This window comes from Photorhabdus sp. RM323S (genome assembly GCF_042879375.1).
Lineage (GTDB): Bacteria > Pseudomonadota > Gammaproteobacteria > Enterobacterales > Enterobacteriaceae > Photorhabdus > Photorhabdus tasmaniensis.
In genome coordinates, this window is the sequence record NZ_JBHFKZ010000054.1 from 1 (window position 1) to 23,541 (window position 23,541).

Below are 23,541 nucleotides of genomic sequence, written 5' to 3' on the forward strand. Positions count from 1 at the left end.
CGGGGTCAGCCAGTGCCGCGGGGCGCGGTAGGTGAACTCTATATCGGAGGGGCGGGTATCGCCCGTGGTTATCTGAACAGACCGGATCTGACCGCAGAGCGTTTCCTGGATGATCCATTCTCAGTGATGCCGGGAGCTCGCATGTATCGGACAGGTGACCTTGCCCGTTATCTGCCGGAGGGTAACCTGGTTTATGTGGGGCGCAATGATCAGCAGGTGAAAATCCGGGGATTCCGTATAGAACCCGGCGAGATAGAAACGCGTCTGGTGGAATACCCTGCCGTTCGGGAGTCACTGGTGGTCACTTATAGCAAAGGGGAGGATAAGCGTCTGGTCGCTTATGTGGTCGCGGATGATGAGGAAGGACTGGCGCAACATTTGCGTTCGCATCTGTCAACTCGATTACCTGAATATATGATACCGTCTGCGTTTGTCCGGCTGGATGCTTTCCCGCTGACCCGGAACGGCAAGCTGGATCGCCGGGCGCTGCCTGCTCCGGATCAAATGGCATTGGCCCGCGAAGTTTATGAAGCACCACAAGGTGAGATTGAGTATACGTTGGCGACTATCTGGCGTGAATTGCTGGGGGTAGAGCAGATAAGCCGGCATGATAACTTTTTTGCACTGGGCGGACATTCTCTGTTGGCTATTCAATTTATTTTTGAATTGAAGAAAAAAGGCTATTGTTCATCAATTCGTGATTTGATGTTGAATCCAACCCTCTCTCAATACGCTTTGGTGTTAAGAGGAGAGCGACATTTCAATCAACCCGCATTAATTCCTTTTAAAAAGGGTAATGCACAAGCTTGTCTGTTCTTCCTCCCGACCGGAGAAGGTGATCTGTGGTATGCCAATGAAATTTCGCAAGCGCTGCCAGGGGATTATTCCTGCTTTGGTGTACCCTGGCCTTCCGTAGAGCGCGAGGGAAATATGGAACAGATTGTTAATGAGATGGTCACGTTAATTTTAAGCCAGGACGGCTGTGAACAGTATCGTCTGGTTGGCTATTCGGCGGGTGGCATATTAACTTATGCTATTGCAGAAAAATTACAGCGAATGAATTTAAATGTAGATTTTATCGGGCTTATTGATGTATTACACCCGCGTTTATTGCCAGAGGAAACGAGAAAATACGGACCTAAGGAGCTTATATTACATTCACTCATTCTGGATGGCATTATTCGTCATGATGAACCATTAGTTGAGGCGTTGCAGCAACGTGAATTTGAGCATCTGGCTGATTTTATCTCTTGCTTAAAACAGTCATCTTATCTTGATGACGTGTTCGACGTACCGGGTGAAGCCCACCGTTGGGAGCAAAGGGATCGAATTATTAAAGCGATTGTTGACTATGTTCCTCCTGCCGTTGATGGTCGGATTCATATTTATCATTCATCAGATGAGTTTGTGACAAAGGGAATGTCCGGCGAAGAGAATGTTTGGCAACCGACTAAAACTCTGGGTTGGGAACATAGTATTACGGTAGACAAAATCGTTTCTGTCAAAATACCCGGCGATCATGCCAGCATGATGTCTGATAAAGCGCACAGAAGCGTATTGATTGATGAATTATCCCGGGTGTTTAATTAAGTAAATAAAATTGAAGCAGCTCCTCAGCCAAATAGGTTGAGGAGTTGTGAAGGTGATGTTTATTTTTGAAAATGCTTAAATATTAATTTTATACGTTATTTATTTGGAAAATAAAAAGTGGCGATAATGGATATTCTTCTGGAGTGGGTTGATTAATAATTATCATTTTTGAGGTCTTAATGAAAAATTACCAAGAAAAGGTGAGTATATTTTTTTACTCCCTGGCTATCTTATATAAAACGATGCCGGTTTATTTCTTTATATTTTTATTTCTTATTCTGATCCAGGCCGTACTGCCAACAATTGGTGTCGTATTGAGTATTGATATTATCAATAGGATAAACGATGGATTTTTTGATAATTTGTATATAATGGTTTCTTTCTGGATGTTGTCGCTTATTTTACCTGGAATAATCACGCCTTTTGTGACAACAATACAAACTATGATGAATCAGCGGGCATCTTACGCGATACAAGTGAGAATAATGACACTGACTGCCAATATTACTGATTTAAAAATTATGGAACAGCCGGAGGTTCATAATACATTTGACGTCTTATCGAAAGAGGCATCCTACAAACCACTTAGTTTTCTGATTAGTTTCATTGATTGTTTAAAAGGCAGTATTACGCTTATCTCACTGTCTATCGTTTTGGCCTCATTAAGTTGGTGGCTACCTTTTGCACTTTTATTGCCGATAATTCCTGTCACACTGTCATTAACGAAAGCGCAAATTGATGTATTTGAAACGATGCTTGGCAAAGGGTTAGCATCCCGGTTAATTATCTACTATTTAAGCGTCATGCTGAACATACATTTGATAAAAGAAATTAAGATGTACGGTCTTTCTGCTTTTTTTATGGGCAAACATGAAAAGGAGTTTAAGAATCTTGAAAAAGAGTTGAATCATGTAAGGAAAAAACAGCTCTATATCCCTCAACTTTGGAATGCTGTTTATTTAGCGGCATCAATTCTCTCTATGTACTGGATTGTAAGTAACATTATAAAAGGGGAGATCTCTTTGGGAGGCATGGTTGGGATTATACAGTCGATTTCTCTGTTTTGCGCTTCTTGTCAATGGCTTGTTTTTTCATTCAGCAATCTTGGGGTATCTCAGCTTTTTTTCTATCGACTCAAAGAAATAGAAAATCTGGCTTCCAACCAAGAGTACAAATATGTGTTATCAGCCATGCCTGAAGACAGAACGATTAAGTTTGAGAATGTCAGTTTCTCGTATAATGATACAGATAAAACATTATCAAATATTAATTTAACACTTTATCCAAATGATAATATAGCTATCGTTGGTGAAAATGGTTCTGGAAAATCAACATTAATAAAACTACTTTGTCGATTATACAAACCGACTGAAGGTGTTATTACTATGGGAGGAGTTGATATATCAACTATTGATATTAATGTCTGGTATAAAGAATTTTCAGTTTTGTTTCAGGATTTTGGTAAATATAATTTATCTATTTCGGAAAATGTGACTATTGGTAATTCAGAACAGTCAAATAACGAAGCCAGGTTTATTAAAGCTTGTGAAGATGCTGGCTTCGAACTCGATTGTTATCCATCCGCAAATCATATGTTAGGGCGAGAATTTTACGGCAACGATCTCTCTGGTGGTCAGTGGCAGCGGCTTTCTTTGGCGCGCGCTTTTTTCTCCGGCGGTTCTGTCATTATATTTGATGAACCTACCAGTGCTATTGATCCTAAAGCAGAAGCCTATCTTTTTGATAAATTCCATGAACTTTCTAAAGGACAAACTTCTATTATGATAACGCATAGATTGGGTGGCCTTAAACACGTTAATAGAATCATTGTATTGGCATCAGGTGAATTAGTCGAGGATGGCAACCCTGAAGAGTTATTGAAAAAAGAAGGTTATTATTCTTATTTATACAATACTCAGAAAAAACAATATTATTGATTTATTTAATTTGCGACTTTTAAAGATTAAGCATGTTAATTGACAACAGTTAATTGCTCTGCGTTATTGCGTTTTATATTCTTAATTAACCTGTCGTTCAAATGGAAGCATTTAATTCATTCAGTAAAATTGGACACCTTATTTATGTGTGATAAAAATAGAAATATTGTATTATCAGAAACGTCAATTGGTCATTGTTACCCTAATCTGTTCTTGACTGAAAATACTCATCAATTTGATGAGTATTGCCTGGAATTATCACCTCAATTCACGGCTGAGTTGCGTTTTCAATGTAATAATTTGGCAGTGAGTTTTTCCAGCCTCTTTCACCTTGCCTGGGGGATTGTGTTAGCAAAATATAGCGGTCAGGAGCAGGTCGTTATTGGTATACGAAAAAATACTCAAATCGGTGCCGACCAGCACAATCAGGCTGATCAGTCTATTTTATCTTTACCTTTAAGTTGCAATGATCAGGGTGTCAGTGATGCGTTACGGTTTATAGAACAATATCTGTCATCGCCGTCAGTTAATACTGAAAATGAATATCCGGTTGCTGCGCCGCTTCTTGCATTCAGCGACTACCAATTCCAATCTGACAATAACCCAACCTGCTGGAGAAATGGCCCGGGGAAAGAAGAGAATCACCGTTTACCGTTAACCCTGACTACTGTTGATGACGGTATACATTTAACATTAACAATATGTTTGATGGCAGCCGCTGTATCCGCCAAACGATTATTAGGTTATTTACAGCAGACATTGGCACAATTGGTATGGGCACTGCATGAACAGCCAACTTTCGCTATCAATCAGCTTGATATATTACCTCCTGAAGAACGCACGTTATTGCTGGATCTCTGGAACGATACTCAATCTGATTATCCGAACGATGTTTGCATTCATACGTTGTTTGAACAACAAGCTACGACTCATCCAGAAGCAACTGCGCTGGTTTTTTATAATGAAACCCTGAGTTATGCGGAACTTAACTGTCGGGCAAACCAGTTAGCCCATTTTTTAATTGCTCAGGGGGTTGTTCCTGACAACCGGGTAGCTATTTGTGTTGAACGAAGTCCATTAGCCATTATCAGTCTGCTGGCAATTTTAAAGGCTGGAGGGTGTTATGTGCCGTTGGATCCAGATTATCCGCCAGAACGGTTACATTATATTTTGCAAGATGCTGCACCAGAAGTTGTATTGCACGATACACAAAGCGGTGTAGTATTAACGGCTTATCTCAAAACCGGGAAGAAGAGTTTAGATATTAGCCAGTTAATATTGGCAGATTTATCAGAAAAAAATCCAAATATACCCGCTTTAACTTCACGTCAGTTGGCTTATGTGATTTACACCTCTGGTTCGACGGGAAATCCTAAAGGAGTCATGATTGAACATCGAAGCCTGGTAAATCTATTACTGGCAATGAGTCATAAACTGAATTTTACCCACAAAGAAAGGATATTATTTTCCAGTACGATTTCATTTGATATTGTGGCGCTGGAAATATACCTGCCATTAATTAATGGTTCGGCGGTATTTATTGCCCACAAAAAAATATTCCTCAATAAAGAGGCCTTAGTCAAAATGTTGCTGGACAATCAGATCACAATGATCCAAGGCACACCTTCGACTTATAGCCTGATTACCAATGAAGATACTCAGTTTTTAAACAATATAAAAATATTATGTGGAGGAGAAGCGTTGCCAATAAACCTGGCTAACGTTTTATCCGTAAATAGTCATTCTGTCTGGAATTTGTATGGCCCAACAGAAACCACGGTTTGGTCTACAGCCCATGTTTTAGGGGATGAAGAGCTCGCGGTTGCCAACTATCCATCGATTGGTAAACCTATCGCTAATACGCGTATTTATTTATTAGATAATCAACGTCAACTGGTCCCTTTAGGTGCTGTTGGTGAGCTGTATATTGGTGGAATGGGTGTTGCCCGGGGCTACTTAAACCGTGAAGAACTCACGGCAGAACGCTTTTTCCCAGATCCTTTTCATTCAGAAGGGGAAAATCGTATGTATCGCACAGGCGATCTGGCGCGTTACAGAGATGACGGTAATCTTGAGTATATTGGCCGCAATGATTATCAGATTAAGATCCGTGGTTTTCGTATTGAACTCGGAGAAATAGAGGCTTGTCTGCTTGCACACCCATCGGTACTGGCATCAGCAGTAGTTGCTATTGAAAACGAAAAAGGTGACAAACAGCTGGTGGCATACCTGGAGTTATTACCTGAGCTGAATCAGCAATCAGTCGCTGCGGTTTTACGCCAGCACCTGTTATCCAGCCTGCCAGATTACATGGTTCCCGTTGCTTTTGTTGCCCTGGAACAACTTCCGCTGACGTTCAATGGCAAACTTAATCGTGCAGCACTACCTGTGCCGGATGAATTTGCTTATTATCGTCAGGATTATGAAGCCCCGCAGGGAGTAAAAGAGTCTCTCCTCGCGGAAATCTGGGGGCAGTTGCTGAGTATTGAGCGTATTAGCCGCCATGATAATTTTTTCTCGCTTGGCGGACATTCGTTATTGACGGTTAAGTTGATTGGTCAGCTGAGAAAAAAAGGGTATACCGTGCAGCCTGGGTCTCTGTTTTTAACACCTGTTTTAGCTGAACAGGCCAAGTTGCTGCGTGATTCAGACAATACGATGACCATTCCACCGAATCAAATTGGCACCAAATGCCATAAGATTGTCCCTGAGATGCTGCCTTTAATTGAAATGAGCCAGACAGATATCGATCGGTTAGTCGTTCAGGTTCCGGGGGGTGTCACAAATATTCAGGATATCTACGGATTATCGCCGTTACAGGACGGAATTTTATTCCATCATTTGTTGTCTGGTGAAGGGGATATTTATCAAATGCTCTTTCGTCTCGCGTTTGATAACCGATCCTGCTTAGATAATTATATTAAGGCGTTACAACAGGTTATTGAACGTCATGATATTTTGCGCAGTGCTTTCTTCAGCAATGAACTGGACTGTGGGACGGTGCAAGTTGTGCTTCGGGAAGCCCCGTTACACGTTGAAGAGGTGACACTTTGTGCTGAATCTTCCATGCTGTATAGCGAACAATTGGCGGCAAGGCATACGCTTTCGCACCATCAATTAGACTTAAGTGAGGCTCCGTTACTGCGTCTGTTTATCGCTCAGGAACCAGATAGTGAGCGTTGGCTGGTACTGGAAGTGATGCATCATTTAATTGGGGATAACACCACACTGGCGTTAATACATCATGAGATAGAAACACTGTTAGCAGGACACAATGCTGACTCTCTGCCGGTGGCTGAACCTTATCGTAATCTCATTGCAACCGCTTCTATGGCGAATCAAGGCCAGCGTTATGAAGATTACTTCCGCCGTATGCTCGCAAATATTGATGAGCCAACGGCTCCATTTAATCTGTATGACACGGTGCAGAGTAATACACGATTCGACGAATGCTATCGTGAGCTGCCAGATGAGCTCAATGCTTCCCTGCGTAATTTAGCACGGCATTATGGTGTGAGCCTGGCGAGTTTAGTTCATTTGGCCTGGGGCGTTTTATTGGCTAAAAGCAGTGGCCTGCAAAAGGTTGTCACGGGAACGGTCTTGTTCGGTCGCATGGGGGGAGAATTTGGTGCTGAACAGGGGATTGGACTGTTTATTAATACGCTGCCCTTACGGTTAGATATTGATGAAAGCAGTGTAACTGATGCATTAGTAAATACTCACAAACGGCTATCTGAGCTGCTTTGCTATGAACACACGCCATTAGCAGAAGCTCAACGCTGTAGTTCAGTTGCCGCACCCGCACCGTTATTTACCGCATTACTGAACTATCGTCATGGTCAAACACGGGTAGAAGAAAAGACGGCAGCTTTTCGTTCGTTGGGAATTCAGTTTTTGGCGGAAGAGGAGCGCAGTAACTATCCACTCAGCCTGTCAATAGAAGATGACGACTTTAGCTTATCTTTGTCTGCACAGGTCGTGGCTCCTTTGTCAGCGATCCGAATTTGTGACTATGTTCAACAGACATTGATACAGCTTGTTCAGGCATTAGAGCAACAGCCGACACGGCCCGTCTGTCAATTAGATATATTACCCACAGATGAACGGATTCGGCTGTTAAATACCTGGAACAGTGCCCAGAGTGATTATCCTCTTGACTGTTGTATTCACACGCTTTTCGAACAACAGGCAGAAGCAAACCCTCAAGCAACAGCGCTGATATTTAAAGAGGAAGTGCTGAGTTACGGAGAGCTGAATCGTTGGGCGAATAAACTGGCACATTGCCTTGTCGCGAAAGGTGTTAAGCCTGATATGCGGGTCGCGATCTGTGCGGATAGAGGTTTTGAGCTGATTATTGGTTTATTAGCCATATTAAAAGCTGGCGGTGCTTACGTTCCTCTTGATCCTGTTTATCCGCCAGAGCGCTTACGCTATATCCTTGAGGATGCTCAACCCACTCTGTTATTACATGATGCTGTAGGAAAAGAGGTACTAAAGGCAGTCTCTATTGAAGATAGTGCTTGCTTAATGCTTGAGTTGGCATTATTTGCGGACAGGGATGAAGTTTCCCCTGTAATTACTGCGCTAACAGCTAAAAATCTGGCCTATGTGATCTATACATCAGGTTCTACAGGGCGGCCGAAAGGGGTAATGATAGAACATCAGGCAATTTATCAGAGAGCGTGTTTTTTCAAAGATCAGTTTGCCATTTCCGCCAAAGACAGAGTATTACAATTTTCTTCCATCTCGTTTGATGCTTCTATAGAGGAAATATTTTCATCATTATCTCATGGTGCAACCCTTGTATTGCGTGATGAGAGTTGGGTCACCTCTGCCCAGACGTTTTTAGATTGCTGTGACGTGAACAAAGTCACGACGCTGTTATTACCTGCGGTTTTCTGGTCTGAGATTGCGGACAAAATGCAACAGTTCTCGTTGCCTGACTCCATTAGATTGATGATTATCGGTGGGGAAGCTGCAAAGAAATCTGCTTTTAATTTATGGTTTAATGCTAAAGGCCGCAGGCCAATGCTGATTAATGCTTATGGGCCAACAGAAGCGACAATTATTGCTACGACTCAGCAGGTGACTAGCGCAGAATATGGCAACTATATCGGGCGGTCCGTCACGAATGCACGTATTTATTTACTTGATGATCAGCAGCAGCTTGTCCCCTCAGGTGCCATTGGCGAAGTGTATATTGGCGGCGAAGGGATTGCCCGGGGTTATTTAAACCGTCCTGAACTCACCACAGAACGCTTTTTTCCTGATCCTTTTCATACTGAACCTCATGCACGCATGTACCGCAGCGGTGACTTAGCCCGTTATGATGACAAGGGTAACCTTGAATATCTTGGTCGTAACGATCATCAGATTAAGATCCGTGGTTATCGTATTGAACCGGGCGAGATTGAGGCGTGTCTGGATAACCATCCAATGGTTCTGGCATCCGCCATTATTGTCCGTGAAGACCGTACTGGTAAGCGATTAGTCGCTTATATAGTTATTTCCGCTGATGTGGCTAAAGAACCGCTGGTGGTGACTTTGCGGCAATATCTGTTGGCTATCTTGCCGGAATATATGGTTCCCGCGGCTTTTGTTGTATTAGAGCGCCTGCCACTGACACCAAATGGCAAAATTGACCGTAAGGCATTACCTGCTCCGGATATTTCTGCCTATGAACATCAGAATTATCAAGCCCCGCATGGGGAAATCGAACAGATGGTGGCGGATATTTGGTGTGAATTGCTGGGTATTGAGAAAGTCAGTCGCTTTGATAATTTTTTCTCTCTCGGGGGCCATTCTCTACTCGTTATACAGTTGATGGGATTGTTAAGAAAACGGGGTTATGTCGTTCCGGCTGGCTCTCTTTTTTCTACATCAAAGTTAGCGGAGCAGGCTGCAATACTTAAAGAAACGGATGAAGGATCATTAATACCTGCTAATTTGATTGGTGCTGATTGTGAACGAATTGTGCCGGAAATGCTCCCATTGATTAGCATGAACCAAACTGATATTGATAAGCTGATTGGGAAAATACCGGGAGGGGTGCGCAATATTCAGGATATTTATGCTTTAGCACCGTTACAGGATGGTATCTTATTCCACCACCTGTTGGCTCAAGAAGGCGATCCTTATCAGGTTATATTCAGGTTGGCTTTTAACGATCGGCAAAGCCTTGATGCTTATATCGACGCGTTACAGCAGGTGGTGAATCGTCACGATATTCTACGCACAATATTTCTGGCAGAGAATCTCAGCTGTGGGCCGGTACAGGTCGTTTTAAAATCAGCGTTGCTAAAGGCGACAGAAGTCTTCCTCTCAGCAGGATCATCCATACCCTTTATAGAGCAGTTAGCGGCTCACCATACCCTTGCCCATCATCGTTTAGCATTGAATGAAGCGCCTTTATTACGTTTGTTCATTGCTCAAGAACCTGGCAGTGAACGCTGGCTGGTACAAGAGGTGATGCATCATCTGATCGGCGACCATACCACTTTGGATATGATGCATAATGAAATCAGCCTGTTGTTGTCCGGACAGGCAGAACAATTGTCCATACCTGTACCTTATCGCAACTTGGTTTCCTGTGCCCGCAGAGCAAATGAGAACCGGGCTTATGAAGCTTATTTTCGTGCTTTGTTAGCTAATATCGATGAACCTACCGCACCTTTTGGTATTTATGATGTGGAACAGGATGGCGGTCAGGTGGATGAATATCACCTTGAGCTGCCTCATGAACTGAATGTTGCGTTACGTAGTTTAGCACGGCTCTTCGGTGTCAGCTTAGCCAGCCTGATGCATTTGGGCTGGGGGCTAGTGCTGGCGAAAAGCAGCGACCGGCAACAGGTGGTTACCGGGACAGTACTGTTTGGCCGAATGGGAAGTAATACCGGCGCTGAACAAGGAATGGGGCTATTTATTAATACCTTGCCACTACGAATGGATATTGATACTCAAAACGTGGCTGATGCATTAATACAAACTCATGAACGTTTGTCGCAACTGCTTACCTATGAGCATACGCCGCTGGCGGAGGCGCAACGCTGTAGTGGTGTAGCTGCGCCAACGCCACTGTTTACCACGCTGATTAACTACCGGCATAACCGGCAAATGAATAGTGGGAAATCCGATTTTTGCTCTTTACGCAATGTAGAACGGCTTGGAGAAGAAGAGAGAAGTAACTACCCTCTGAATCTCTCGGTAGAGGATAACGGCGACAGTTTAGGGTTAACGGTTCAGGTTGTTTCTCCTCTTTCAGCGGTACGGCTGTGTGGCTATATTCAGCAGGCGCTGGAACAAATTGTATGGGCGTTAAATGAACACTCAGAGCTGCCCATATGTCAGCTCAATATTCTGCCGCAGAATGAGGTTCAGTTATTGATTGAGGAGTGGAACCGGACGCAAGCGCCTTATCCTGCTGAACGTTGTATTCATCGTTTGTTTGAGCAGCAGGCAGAGACAAATCCGGACGTTCCAGCGATTGTTTTTGATGGGGAAGTTCTCAGTTATGCGGAAGTCAACTGCCGGGCAAATCAGTTAGCTCATGCCTTAATTGCTCAAGGCGTTACTCCCGATGCCCGGATTGCTGTTTGTGCGGAAATAAGCCCTGAGATGGTCGTGGGGCTATTGGCAATACTTAAAGCGGGTGGAGCTTATGTACCGATTGATCCCCATTATCCGCAAGAACGTTTGCGGTATATTGTAGAAAATGCAGAGCCTGTGCTGGTTTTGTACGATAAAAACGGGGAGGAAGCGTTAAAAACAGCATATGACTTGGTTAAAAAAGGCTTTGATCTATTCCGCCCGATAGATCGCCCAGGCTTGAATCACAATCCAGAAATAGCCGGTCTGAATTCAAATCATTTGGCCTATGTGATTTACACTTCTGGTTCAACCGGGCAACCGAAAGGCATCATGGTTGAACATCGTAATATCGTGAACCTCATCAGTTGTATGATGAATAGCATGATGCTGCCTTTAGGTTTTGTAACCACGCCAACGGTCAGTATTTCCTTTGATGTTTCGGTCAGAGAGCTGTTATTTGCGTTATGCAGTGGTGCACAATTGCTGTTACCGCCACTGGAAGAGAGTAGTAACCCCATATTCAGCATGAACTGGCGAGCCAGTCAGCCCATTGACTTGATGTATCTGGTTGCACCTCTGGCAGCAGAAACTGTTAAAAGGGGCAAACTCCCTGCTTCATTAAAATACTTACTGACCGGGGGGGACAGATGCACCCTGGATCACGCCGATTTACCTGCGGGATGTACGCTTATTGATAACTACGGACCGGCAGAAGCCACGGTTAACTCAACGTTTGGGGTATTTAGTGCGGATGATATTAAGCATCACATTGGACGGCCTATTGCGAATACTTCCATTTATCTGTTGGACCGTTATCAGAATCCGGTTCCATTGGGAGCCGTGGGAGAAATCTATATCGGCGGAGCAGGGGTTTCCAGAGGTTATATCAAACAACCCGAATTAACGGCCGAACGTTTTCTTCATGATCCATTCCGTACTCAAGCGGGCTCTCGCATGTACCAGAGTGGAGACTTAGCTCGCTACGATCATGACGGTAATATTGAGTATATGGGCCGCAACGATCGTCAGATCAAAATTCAGGGCGTTCGCATTGAACCCGGAGAAATTGAGCTGCTTATTGAACAATATAGCGATGTTGAGCAAGTTGTAGTTATTGCCCGAAACGATGTGAGTGAGACCCCCTGCCTGGTTGCCTATCTGGTTTTATCTTCTGAGACTAATAATAAGAGCTTACTGGAAGCGTTACGCCACTATCTGCGTGATCGTCTACCCCCGCATATGATACCTGCGGCTTATGTGGTACTCGACTCTCTGCCGTTAAGTCCAAACGGTAAGGTTGATCGAAAAGCGTTGCCGGTTCCTGACCAGACAGCCTATGTCGCCTCGCACTATGAACCGCCTCAAAATGAACTGGAAGAAATACTTATCAGCCTTTGGCAAGAACTTTTAGCGGTCAATAAGATAGGCCGAAATGACAACTTCTTCCAACTGGGTGGACAGTCACTGCTGGTTGTCCGGTTTGTCTTTCGGCTTCAAGAAGAAACCGGCTTTCTGCTGCCATTCTCCTCGGTATTTAAAACACCGGTACTCAGCGATCTTTCTGACAGCATCATTCTGTCTCTGATTGATAAGAACTAAGGAGTTATCACTATGAAAGACATGAAAACTATTCTCGCCAAATTCAATGAGTCAGAACTGAATCGGATAAAAAACCTAGGGCGCTCTTCTTTATTGGAAAACCGTTCTGATGAAGAGGTGATTAAGCCATTAGCCAGATTAGTACAGGGTGAACATTTATCAGCATCACAGAAACGGATGTGGCTGATACATGAAATTGAAGGTGGGTCGGTTAACTATCATGTTCCCGTCACCTATAAACTGACAGGGAATTTAAACACAGAACTGTTCTGTCAGGCGTTGAACACTGTATTTCGTCGTCATCAGGTGTTACGTTCCACCTTCATCGTACAGAACCTGACGCCGGTTGCTAAAGTATTAAGTGAAGAGACACCTTTTCCCCTTGTTTTTTCAGACTTGAGACCTGTTGATGACAAAGAAAAAATATTAGCTCAGTTGGTCGAAGAGACATTTAATTCGCCTTTTGATTTTGTTCAGGGGCCTTTATTAAGAGCTTGTCTGGTTCAATTACAAAATAATGAATATATTTTTTTATTAAGCCAGCACCATATTATTACTGATGGTTGGTCTATCGGCATATTTATTAATGAATTATGTACCATTTATAATGACCTCATTCATCATAGAGCAATTTCTCTTCATCCACTTTCATTAGATTATTTTGACTATACCACCTGGCAAAATCGATACCTGACTGAAGAGAAACTCGCTTCACAAATAGCGTATTGGAAGCCGCAGCTTGCCGATATTCCGCCGCTCTTAACACTGCCCATAACTTACCCCAGACCTAAAAAGCCGTCACAACAGGGCAATACATGTACATTTACTATTGATCAACAGTTAACCGAACAGCTCAAACTGCTCAGCCAAAAGAACGGCATGACATTGTTTATGACGGTGATGGCTGCCTGGGCTATTGTGCTTAACCGGCTTTCTGGCCAGGACAGTGTGGTTATTGGCACTCCCTTTGCCAATAGAAACCGGACAGAAATAAGAGAGATGGTAGGGTTCTTTGTCAATATGTTGCCGGTAAGGATTGATATTGATAGTGAACTTTCCATTGAGGGACTGCTAAATCAGGTAAAAAATACGGTTATTAATGTACAAGATAATCAGGATATCCCTTTTGAACGAATCGTTGAGGTGATAAATCCTGAACGTAGTTTGTCTTATTCACCAATTTTTCAGGTTTTACTGGCCTGGCAGGATTTTTATGAAGAGGAATTGGCGTTCGAAGGTATTGAGGTGGTTCCGGTTAACTATGTGGCTAATAAGGTAAAGTTTGATCTTGAGCTTTTTATGCACCAGCGTGGTGGCGAAATTGTTGGTGGCATAAATTACGCCACGGAACTGTTTGACAAACAAACCATTGAGCGTCATTTAAGCTATTACCTCATTGTATTACGTGCGATGGTGGGCAATGTGGCACAACGTGTCAGAAATATAGATATTCTTCCTGAAAGCGAACGTAGTTTGCAATTAAATCAATGGAATAAGATTTCAGTTGATGGGCAGGTTGACTATTGTCTTCACCAGTTAGTTGAGCAGCAGGTTGCTAATACACCAGATGCTGTAGCATTAATCTTTCAGGATAAGACGCTAAGTTACGATGAATTGAATCGCCAGGCTAATCAATTGGCTCACTGTCTTATTGCGGAGGGTGTGAAGCCGGACAACCGGGTAGCCATTTGTGTTGACCGAAGCTTGCAGATGATTATTGGGTTATTGGCTATCCTAAAAGCCGGAGCCGGCTATGTCTCACTCGATCCGGTTTATCCTAAAGAACGGCTCCAATATATTTTACAGGATGCGGCGCCTATTCTGGTGTTACAGGATAATGCTGGTGCAGAAGCGTTGCAGGGAGTGCTAAGTGATAAACAGAAGAGCATCTATTTTAGTCAGGTTCAAGACAAAGATTTGTCGGAAGAGAATCCTAAAGTCTCGGCCTTGAAGCCGCATCACCTGGCTTATGTTATCTATACTTCTGGCTCAACCGGGCAACCTAAAGGCGTGATGGTTGAACATCGTCAGGTTACACGACTTCTAACTACCACTGAAAGGCTGTTTTCTTTCAAACCGGATGATGTGTGGTGTCTCGCGCACTCATTTTCTTTTGATTTCTCGGTATGGGAAATATTTGGAGCGCTTTATTTTGCTGGGCGTTTGGTGATTATTCCTTCGGATAAAATCAGATCGATTGATGATTTTTATCATATTGTTACTAAGGAAAAAGTCACTGTTTTAAATCAAACACCAAGCGCCTTTAATAGTTTTATCGAGGTTTATCAAAGTGCACAAAGTTGCCTGAGGTACATTATTTTTGGTGGCGAAGCGTTGATGAAAACAACATTGGAGAAATTTAGGACGAAAGAGCGTAATCACAACATCAAGCTTATTAACATGTATGGTATTACTGAAATTACCGTTCATGCGACTTTTAGAGAGGTCAATGAAGAAGATATTGATAACAGAGTCTTAATTGGTCATCCGCTGTCTGATCTTTCAATTTATATTGTAGACGAGCAACTTCATTTACTGCCAGCGGGGGCAGTAGGTGAAATGTACGTTGGAGGAGCAGGGGTTACCCGGGGTTACCTAAACCGGTCTGAATTGACAGCACAACGTTTTATGACTGATCCATTTAATCCTGCGTCAGATTCGCGGATGTACCGCACCGGAGACTTAGCGCGCTATGATCATGAAGGGAATATTGAATATATTGGTCGTAACGATCATCAGGTGAAAATCCGCGGTTTTCGTATTGAACTGGGTGAAATAGAAGCTTGTCTTGAAACCCATCCACGAGTACGGGAAGCTGTGGTGCTTGCCAGGGAAGGTAACGGTGGTGATAAACGATTGGTCGCGTATGTTGTCCTTTCTTCCTTACCGGTTAACGGGCAGATGTCGGCAACGCTGCGTCAGCATCTCTTGTCCAGTTTGCCTGAATATATGGTTCCTGCGGCTTTTGTTGTATTGGCGCACTTTCCGTTAACAACGAATGGTAAGCTTGATCGCCGGGCCTTGCCGGAACCCGATGAATCGGCTTATCAGCGACAAGTTTATGAAGCTCCCCGGGGTGAAATCGAACAGTTATTGGCGCAATGCTGGTGTGAGCTGTTAGGTGTAGAAAAAGTTGGCCGTAATGATAACTTCTTCACACTGGGAGGGCACTCTCTGTTGGTTGTTCAATTAATGGGATTACTGAGAAAACGGCGTCATACGATACAGGCAGGCGCATTATTTTCAACACCAGTATTTCATGAACAAGCCGCATTGCTTAAAGAAGCAGATGATGTTTCGGTTATTCCATTAAATCAAATAACGCTTGATACGGATTCTATTACGCCGGAAATGCTACCTTTGGCAGAGATGACGCAGGCTGATATTGATACATTGGTTAGCCAAGTTCCCGGTGGGATTCAAAATATTCAGGATATTTATGGATTGTCACCATTACAGGATGGCATTTTCTTTCATCACCTTCTGGCAAAAGACGGTGATCCCTATCAGGTGATGTCTCAACTCGCTTTTAAAAATCGTGCTTGTCTTGATGCTTATATTAATGCTTTGCAGCAAGTTATTCATCGCCATGATATTTTACGTACCGCTTTTTTCAGCGAACAACTTACTTGTGGGCCGGTACAAGTCGTGCTGAGAAATGCCCGGTTACAAATCAAAGAAATGAGTTTATCGACAGTTTCATCAGATTCATTTATTAGCCAACTGGTGACCAGCCATACCATTACGGGCCACCGTATGGCGCTTGATGAAGCACCTTTATTGCATTTATTGATAGCAAAAGAGTGGGAGAGTGAACGCTGGCTGGCGTTACAAGTTATGCACCACCTTATCGGCGATCATACGACGCTTGAAGTCATGCATCGTGAGATAGAGCACATTCTGTCTGGACAGACTTCCCTATTGCCACCGGCAGTTCCTTATCGGAACCTGATCGCATATGCAAACCAAGTCAATAGGGATAAAGCCTACGAGCCTTATTTCCAACGTATGCTGGCTGATATAGATGAGCCTACAGCGCCATTTGGTCTCTACGATGTGATGCAGGATGGTAGCCGGGTAGATGAATGCCATATTCAACTACCGGCAGAACTTAATATTGCATTGCGTGAATTGGCGCGACGCTACGGTGTCACCCTTGCCAGCCTGGCCCATTTAGGATGGGGAATGGTGTTAGCCAAAAGCACCGGACGGCAACAGGTCGTAACGGGAACGGTGCTGTTTGGTCGTTTAGGGGGAGAAACCGGTATTGAGCAAGGAGTGGGGCTGTTTATTAATACATTACCACTGCGGCTGGATATTGATGAACGCAGTGTGGTGAATGTGTTGGAAGAAACACATCAACGTTTATCTGATCTGCTGTCCTATGAGCAGACACCTTTAGTTGCCGCACAACGTTGCAGCGGTGTTATAGCGCCAGCTCCGTTATTTACGGCTTTGTTTAATTATCGTCATAATGAGCAAGACATCTCGGAGTATCGTAAAAGTTATGAACAGTACGGTATCGAGATGCTGGATGGTGAAGAGCAAAGTAACTATCCGGTAAGTATCTCGGTAGAGGATTGTGGTACTCAGTTGGGGTTAACGGCTCAAGTTGTCTCCCCTTTATCTGCTTCCCGGTTATGTGGCTATTTGCAACAGGCTTTAATACAGCTGACCTGGGCATTGAATGAACAGCCGGATCTGCCTATCTGCCAGTTAGATGTTCTTCCTACGGCAGAACGTACGTTGCTGTTAGATACTTGGAACTCAGCCCGGATAGATGACAAAACGGCACAGTGTATTTGTATTCACCATCAGTTTGAGTTTCAGACGGTTGTAACACCAGACGCAATCGCATTGGAATTTAATGGATTAAAGATAAGCTACGCAGAGCTAAACAGTCAGGCAAACAAGCTGGCCCATCGGTTGCTGGCAGAAGGCGTTAAACCTGATAGCAGGGTAGTGATCTGCGTAGCTAAAAGTCCTGCAATGGTGATGAGTATGCTGGCGGTTTTAAAAGCCGGTGGTGCTTATGTTCCTATTGATCCCGATTATCCTCAGGCCCGGCTGGCGTATATTTTGCAGGATGCTGCGCCTGTTTTGGTGCTTCACGACCAGGCAGGTGAAAAAGCGTTGTCGGCACTGAACAGTGAATTTACCCTGTTGGATCTTAACCAACCATTAGACGTCAGTTTGTCAAAAGATAATCCTGATATCCCAAATCTGACAACAGAAAATCTTGCTTATATTATCTACACTTCAGGTTCAACAGGACAACCGAAAGGTGTCATGGTTGATCATCAGGCCATTTATCAAAGATGGTTAGGGTTTAACGAACTGTATAAGGTGACACCGCAAGACAGGGTACTGCAATTTTCTTCTTTCTCTTTCGATGCTTCGGTAGAAGAGTTTTTCTCGTCGCTGTGTAATGGTGCAACGTTAGTGATTCGCGATAATTGCTGGCTGTCATCTATTCAGGAATTTATCTCGCAGGTGAAGAAAAACCGTATTACGGTGATCTCTCTACCCACATTATTCTGGGCAGAACTGGCTGCCAGAGACAAAGCGCTACCGCTGTCTGAGGATCTCCGATTGATTATCATTGGGGGTGAAGCGGTGAAGAAGAGCTCAACACAAGCGTGGTTTTCACATAAAACTCACCGCCCTTGTTTATTAAATACATATGGGCCAACTGAAAATACGGTTATTGCAACCTGTCAGGAAATCGTTTCAGCCGATAATGTATGTTCAATAGGTAAACCTGTTATGAATACAGCTATTTATCTGCTGGATAAATATGGTCAACCTGCGCCATTAGGCAGTATTGGCGAAATTTATATTGGTGGAGTGGGGGTTGCATGTGGCTATCTCAATTTGCCAGAACTGAGTGCGGAGCGCTTTGTCAGCGATCCTTTTGCCCGGTGGGCTGGTGCCCGTATGTATCGCACTGGAGATATGGCTCGCTATGACAACCAAGGGAATATTGAATATCTTGGCCGCAATGATCATCAGGTTAAGATTCGGGGTTATCGCATTGAGCTTAGAGAAATTGAAGAAAGACTAGAAAGTCATCCCATTGTCAATAAATCGGTAGTACTGGCTCGTGATACTGCGAGAGGCAGTAAACAACTCGTTGCTTACTTAACGGTATTTGAAAAGGGAGAAGATAACCATATTATTGAACAATTACGTGAATATTTATCGAGTGACTTGCCGGATTATATGATCCCTGCGGACTTTTTAATTCTGGATAATATGCCGATGAATACCAGTGGTAAAATAGACTATAAATCTTTACCTCTATCTAAAATCCCCCAACATAGCACTGATGATTTTTCCCCTCCGGCTAATATGGTGCAAAAAGTCATTGCTGAAATATGGATGAAAGTTCTTGGGGTTTCACGAATAGACCAGAATGATAATTTCTTTAATATCGGTGGCGATTCAATTTTAAGTATTAAAATGAATGGCATAGTTAAGAGTGTGTTTAATATTGATGTTGAATACTCCAGGATTTTTATAAATTCCACATTAAAGCAGTTTTCTTCTTTTGTTTCTACGAGGATAGGAATGGACGCATAATTATTTTCTATTGGTTTTTACCTCCTGAAAAAGTTATAGCTTAATATTATCGACAATCATAAATAGTTAATGATATTAGTGACTGACTATGGCGATTTTATGATGATAGATATGTAATTCTTCGCCCCAGCTATAATAGTTGGGGCAGGGCAAGTATTTTTTCTAATGAACTGACGTATGCTTTAAATAAGCGCGATTAATATCGATCCATTTTAGCTAAACCGGGTTTATTTCCTGGAGATGGAGAACAAGCTTCCATACATCTTCTGACTTTCCTCAACAGTTTCAACATATGCTGACATATTTTATTTCGAGTTATTGTTTCATAAAGTAATAACCGGACTTGTTCGATTTTATTTATCTACGGGAATAGGAATAGATCGGTTTAAGTAACAATTTTAATTTATTGCTGATTTTTAAATCCAGGCTTGCCATTTTTAGCTCGCCATTCTTTTATAACTTTAAGAACATCTTCTGGGCTATCTTCAACTCCATTTTCTGGATAGAAAATTAGCCCATTTCCGTTTGGATGTTCTACAAGTTTTTCAAAATAATTTATCAAATTATCATGTTCCTCTTCTGAAACGTCAACTACCCATATTTTATTCAATAGGGATAAGAATTCAGCTTCAGTATAATCTTCCAGTTTGTTTTTCAGTTCCATCTTACATCCCTCTCTCTGTTCGAATGGAGTTCAATATGTTTTTATAGCATTTATTATATTGATTTATAATAACTTAATTTTAATAATAGATTTAATGACTAAAAATTCCTAAATTATTTACTGTCTTATATGTAACAGGTTAAATTTAAAGTAAAAATTAATATCTTTAGCAAAAAGTACGATTTTTTAATCATAGTTAGTTTTTTTAAGTGTGAAACTCGAAATCTATATGATGACTCATCAATCAGCTTAGAATAATTCATTAGGCACTTGCTATCTCTGCACAGGCCGCCGTTTGGCGGCCTCCTGATTTGAAAGCCAGGATTTTTTTAAATCAAATTAACCTTTGCTTTGCCCTTCCAAAATAAACATCCCAACTGGATGAATTTCCAGATAGTAGTTATCGCCAACATTGGGCTGTAATTGGGTGGCGTTAATCTGTAGCAGCAGAGTTTGATCTTGCCAGTTCACAGTGACTTCATATTGTGGTCCCATATAAGCCACATAGCTGATAGTACAGCGTTGGCTGGCATTTCCGTGACGGCTCAAAGTGATGGCTTCCGGCCTGACACCTACCGTTACCGATTGACGGTGGGTGGTAAAGTTTTCTGGTCGCGGCAGGCGATAGTGGAAAATTTCTACATAATCAGCACCCAGAATAGCAGGGAAGATATTGGCATCTCCCATAAAGCTCGCCATAAATTCAGATGCAGGCTGGCGATAGAGCGTTTGTGGTGCGCCAATTTGCATAATTTTGCCTTTATTCATTACCAATACGGTATCGGAAACCGCAAATGCTTCACTCTGATCATGAGTGACATATAACGAGGTGATATTGAATTGTTGCTGTAATTCGCGGATCTTTTCGCGCATGCTGCGGCGCAGATTAGCATCAAGGTTACTGAGCGGCTCATCAAAAAGCAGGACTTTCGGCTTAAGGATCAGAGCGCGAGCGAGTGCAACACGTTGCTGTTGACCACCGGAGATTTGATCGACATAACGATCTTCAAAACCAGTCAAGTCTACCAGTTCCAATGCTTCTTTAACCCGCGCGCGTATCTCTGCTTTAGGTTGCCCCAACATTTTCAGTCCATAACCAATGTTTTCTCCCAGCGACATATGTGGGAACAGGGCGTAGGATTGGAATACCATACAGATATCCCGCTGCTGAATGGAACGATCTGTAACATCTCCACCATCAATGAAAATTTTACCTTCACTGGGTTTTTCCAGCCCAGCAACCAGACGCAATACGGTGGTTTTACCACAGCCGGATGGTCCTAACAGCGTAACCATATGTCCTTGTGGGATAGATAAATTCAGATTATCGATCACGGTGTTGCTACCGAACCGTTTGGTTACATTTTTCAGTTCGACAAAATGTTGTTGTGCCATGTTGTCACTCCGTGATTACTGTGCATTTTTGGCTTTAGAACGGGAAACCCGCGCTTCGCCAATCAAATAGTCAAATAGGAAAATAATGGCCAGCATGACCACAATCAGGATAGAGCCGTAAGCGATAGCGACGCCGTATTCACCATCTTCCACCCGGTTCAGAATATAAGCAGTCGCCACGCGAGTATCTGGCGTCACCAGAAATACAATTGCGCTGACGGTGGTAATGGCGCGAACGAAGCTGTAAATCAGAGCAGACAGGATTGCCGGGCGCAATAACGGCAACAGAATATGGAAAAGGGTTCTCATCGATCCGGCGCGCAGGCTCAACGAAGCTTCATCCAATGATTTATCAATCTGCCCAAGGCCGGCAATTCCTGCGCGGATACCTACCGGTACGTTTCGCATGGTCATAGAGATAATCACGATAGCCGCAGTGCCGGTGAGGTAGAAAGGTGAATCATTGAAGGCCAGGATGTAGGAAACCCCGGCAACGGTACCCGGTACGGCAAAGCACAACATGGTGGTAAATTCTATCGTTTTCTTTCCACGAAATTTCTGACGTACAACGATATAAGCGATAAGCAGACCAAGGATAGCGGTGATGGGGGCGGCGATACCGGCGTAGAGCAGGGTATCCAGTAATGAAGGCCATGCGCCATCATGCATTCCCTGACCAAACAGCTTGATAAAGTTGTCCAGTGTCAGTGTGTAATCCACTCCCCAGTTTACGGTGAAACTGCCGTAGAAAATGCTGCCGTACAACAGAATGTTGAACACAACCCAGATAAACAAAATGGCACAGACACCCCAAACCAGCGAAATCGGCAGCGGCTGTACATCACCACGATAGGATTTACCGGAAACCGTGACATAGGAACGTTTACCAATCCACATATACTGAACGCAGAATATCAGCAGAGAGAAAACCAGAAGCGAAGCGCCCAGCGTACTGGCTGCCTGATAATCAAGCTGGGAACCGGTGATGTAAAAATAAATCTGGGTTGCCAATACATCAAAGCTACCGCCCAGTACCAGTGGGTTACTGAAATCCGCCAGCGATTGAACAATCACGATCAGGAAAGCGTTTGCCAGTGCAGGTTTCAACAGCGGAATAAAAACATGGAAGAAAGTTTGATAGCGATTGGCGCGCAGAGTATAGGCGGCTTCTTCCAGTGAAGGATGGATAGTTTTGATGGCACCATCAAGGATCATAAACGCCATTGGTGTAAAGGCCAGTACCTGAGCCAGCCAGATACCGGTAAAGCCATACAACCAGTTGGTATTGGTGAGGCCAAACCAGGTCGCCATAAACTCAGTAATATAACCGGAACGGCCCATCATTAGCGTAACACCTAAACCGACAACAAACGGTGGGGTGACGATGGGCAAGATAGAGAATACCCGGCCAATAATGGCGGAGCGGCGGGCGATTCTGGCGGTATAAATTGCCAGAATCAGCCCGAAGAAGGTACAGCCTACACCCACTGCCAGCGAGAGCAGAATGGAGTTAGTGATAACCTGAATAATATGCGCCTGCCCCAAGATCGAGATAAAGGCAAATGGAGCAAATTGACCAGTATTATCCGTAAACATCGGTATAAAGATGGCGATACTCGGATAAAGGATAAACGTCCCGATCAGGGCAATAACCGCAACCAGCGAGCCGATAACAAAACTGTCACCACCCAGCCATTCAAGGCGGGTCAGGGCGAGGGTAATAATTGCGCCCAGTGAGATAAACAGAATAATCGTCGAGTAGCCCAGTCCACGACCGATAACGGCAGCACTGATAATGACAAACAAAGCGCATAATAAGGCGTAACCCGCATCAAAATAGTGTCGGTTACGCTGATTGCGATTTGCTGGTGTGAGTGGGCGCAGTAACAGCGCTGATGGCAGCAGGAACCACAGTAAGCTGACGTTTAATCCGTTCCAGCCATAAGCGGTGAAAATTTCATCTTGAGTGGAGTCGAAAAGGCCGTAGTTTAGGCTCCAGGATGGCAAAAGGGCGAAAGCCAGCCATGTCAGGGCAATCCACCAGAACACAGCATCCCGCTTCTGTCTGGTAGGTAAAGTAAGAGTATAAGACATAATTTCCCTCTTTTATTATTATCGTAAGGCAACAACAGTAAGAATCTATCCTTGTGGCATGATGAGTATGGGAAAACCAGATAGCCCGATGGA

7 protein-coding genes are annotated in these 23,541 nt (G+C 43.5%); 4 read left to right on the forward strand and 3 right to left on the reverse strand.

Going from position 1 to position 23,541, the window contains the following annotated elements:
* The 4 genes from ACGF7G_RS18165 to ACGF7G_RS18180 form a co-directional block, all read left to right on the forward strand.
* Positions 1-1,590 (forward strand): thioesterase domain-containing protein (locus ACGF7G_RS18165; protein WP_387467344.1); only part of this gene is annotated, 1,590 nt, incomplete at its 5' end.
* Between the two features lie 179 nt (positions 1,591-1,769).
* Positions 1,770-3,527 (forward strand): ABC transporter ATP-binding protein, encoded by a 1,758-nt coding sequence (locus ACGF7G_RS18170; RefSeq protein WP_387467346.1) that lies wholly within the window; start codon positions 1,770-1,772, stop codon positions 3,525-3,527.
* A gap of 144 nt (positions 3,528-3,671) precedes the next feature.
* Positions 3,672-12,713 (forward strand): amino acid adenylation domain-containing protein, encoded by a 9,042-nt coding sequence (locus ACGF7G_RS18175; protein WP_387467348.1) that lies wholly within the window; start codon positions 3,672-3,674, stop codon positions 12,711-12,713.
* Positions 12,714-12,725: 12 nt separating this feature from the next.
* Positions 12,726-19,295 carry an amino acid adenylation domain-containing protein gene (locus ACGF7G_RS18180; RefSeq protein WP_387467350.1) on the forward strand — a complete coding sequence of 2,190 codons (6,570 nt, stop codon included), beginning with the start codon at positions 12,726-12,728 and terminating at the stop codon, positions 19,293-19,295.
* A gap of 403 nt (positions 19,296-19,698) precedes the next feature.
* On the opposite strand, the gene ACGF7G_RS18185 is transcribed toward ACGF7G_RS18180, so the two are convergent.
* From ACGF7G_RS18185 to ACGF7G_RS18195, 3 genes are all read right to left on the reverse strand, one after another.
* On the reverse strand, positions 19,699-19,959 hold the full coding sequence (locus ACGF7G_RS18185; RefSeq protein ID WP_387467352.1) for a bacteriocin immunity protein: 261 nt from the start codon (positions 19,957-19,959) through the stop codon (positions 19,699-19,701).
* Between the two features lie 339 nt (positions 19,960-20,298).
* Complete coding sequence (gene fbpC / locus ACGF7G_RS18190) at positions 20,299-21,354, reverse strand: ferric ABC transporter ATP-binding protein (RefSeq protein ID WP_387467354.1); 1,056 nt, start codon at positions 21,352-21,354, stop codon at positions 20,299-20,301.
* Positions 21,355-21,369: 15 nt separating this feature from the next.
* Positions 21,370-23,448 carry an ABC transporter permease gene (locus tag ACGF7G_RS18195; protein WP_387467356.1) on the reverse strand — a complete coding sequence of 693 codons (2,079 nt, stop codon included), beginning with the start codon at positions 23,446-23,448 and terminating at the stop codon, positions 21,370-21,372.
* Positions 23,449-23,541: the final 93 nt, after the last annotated feature.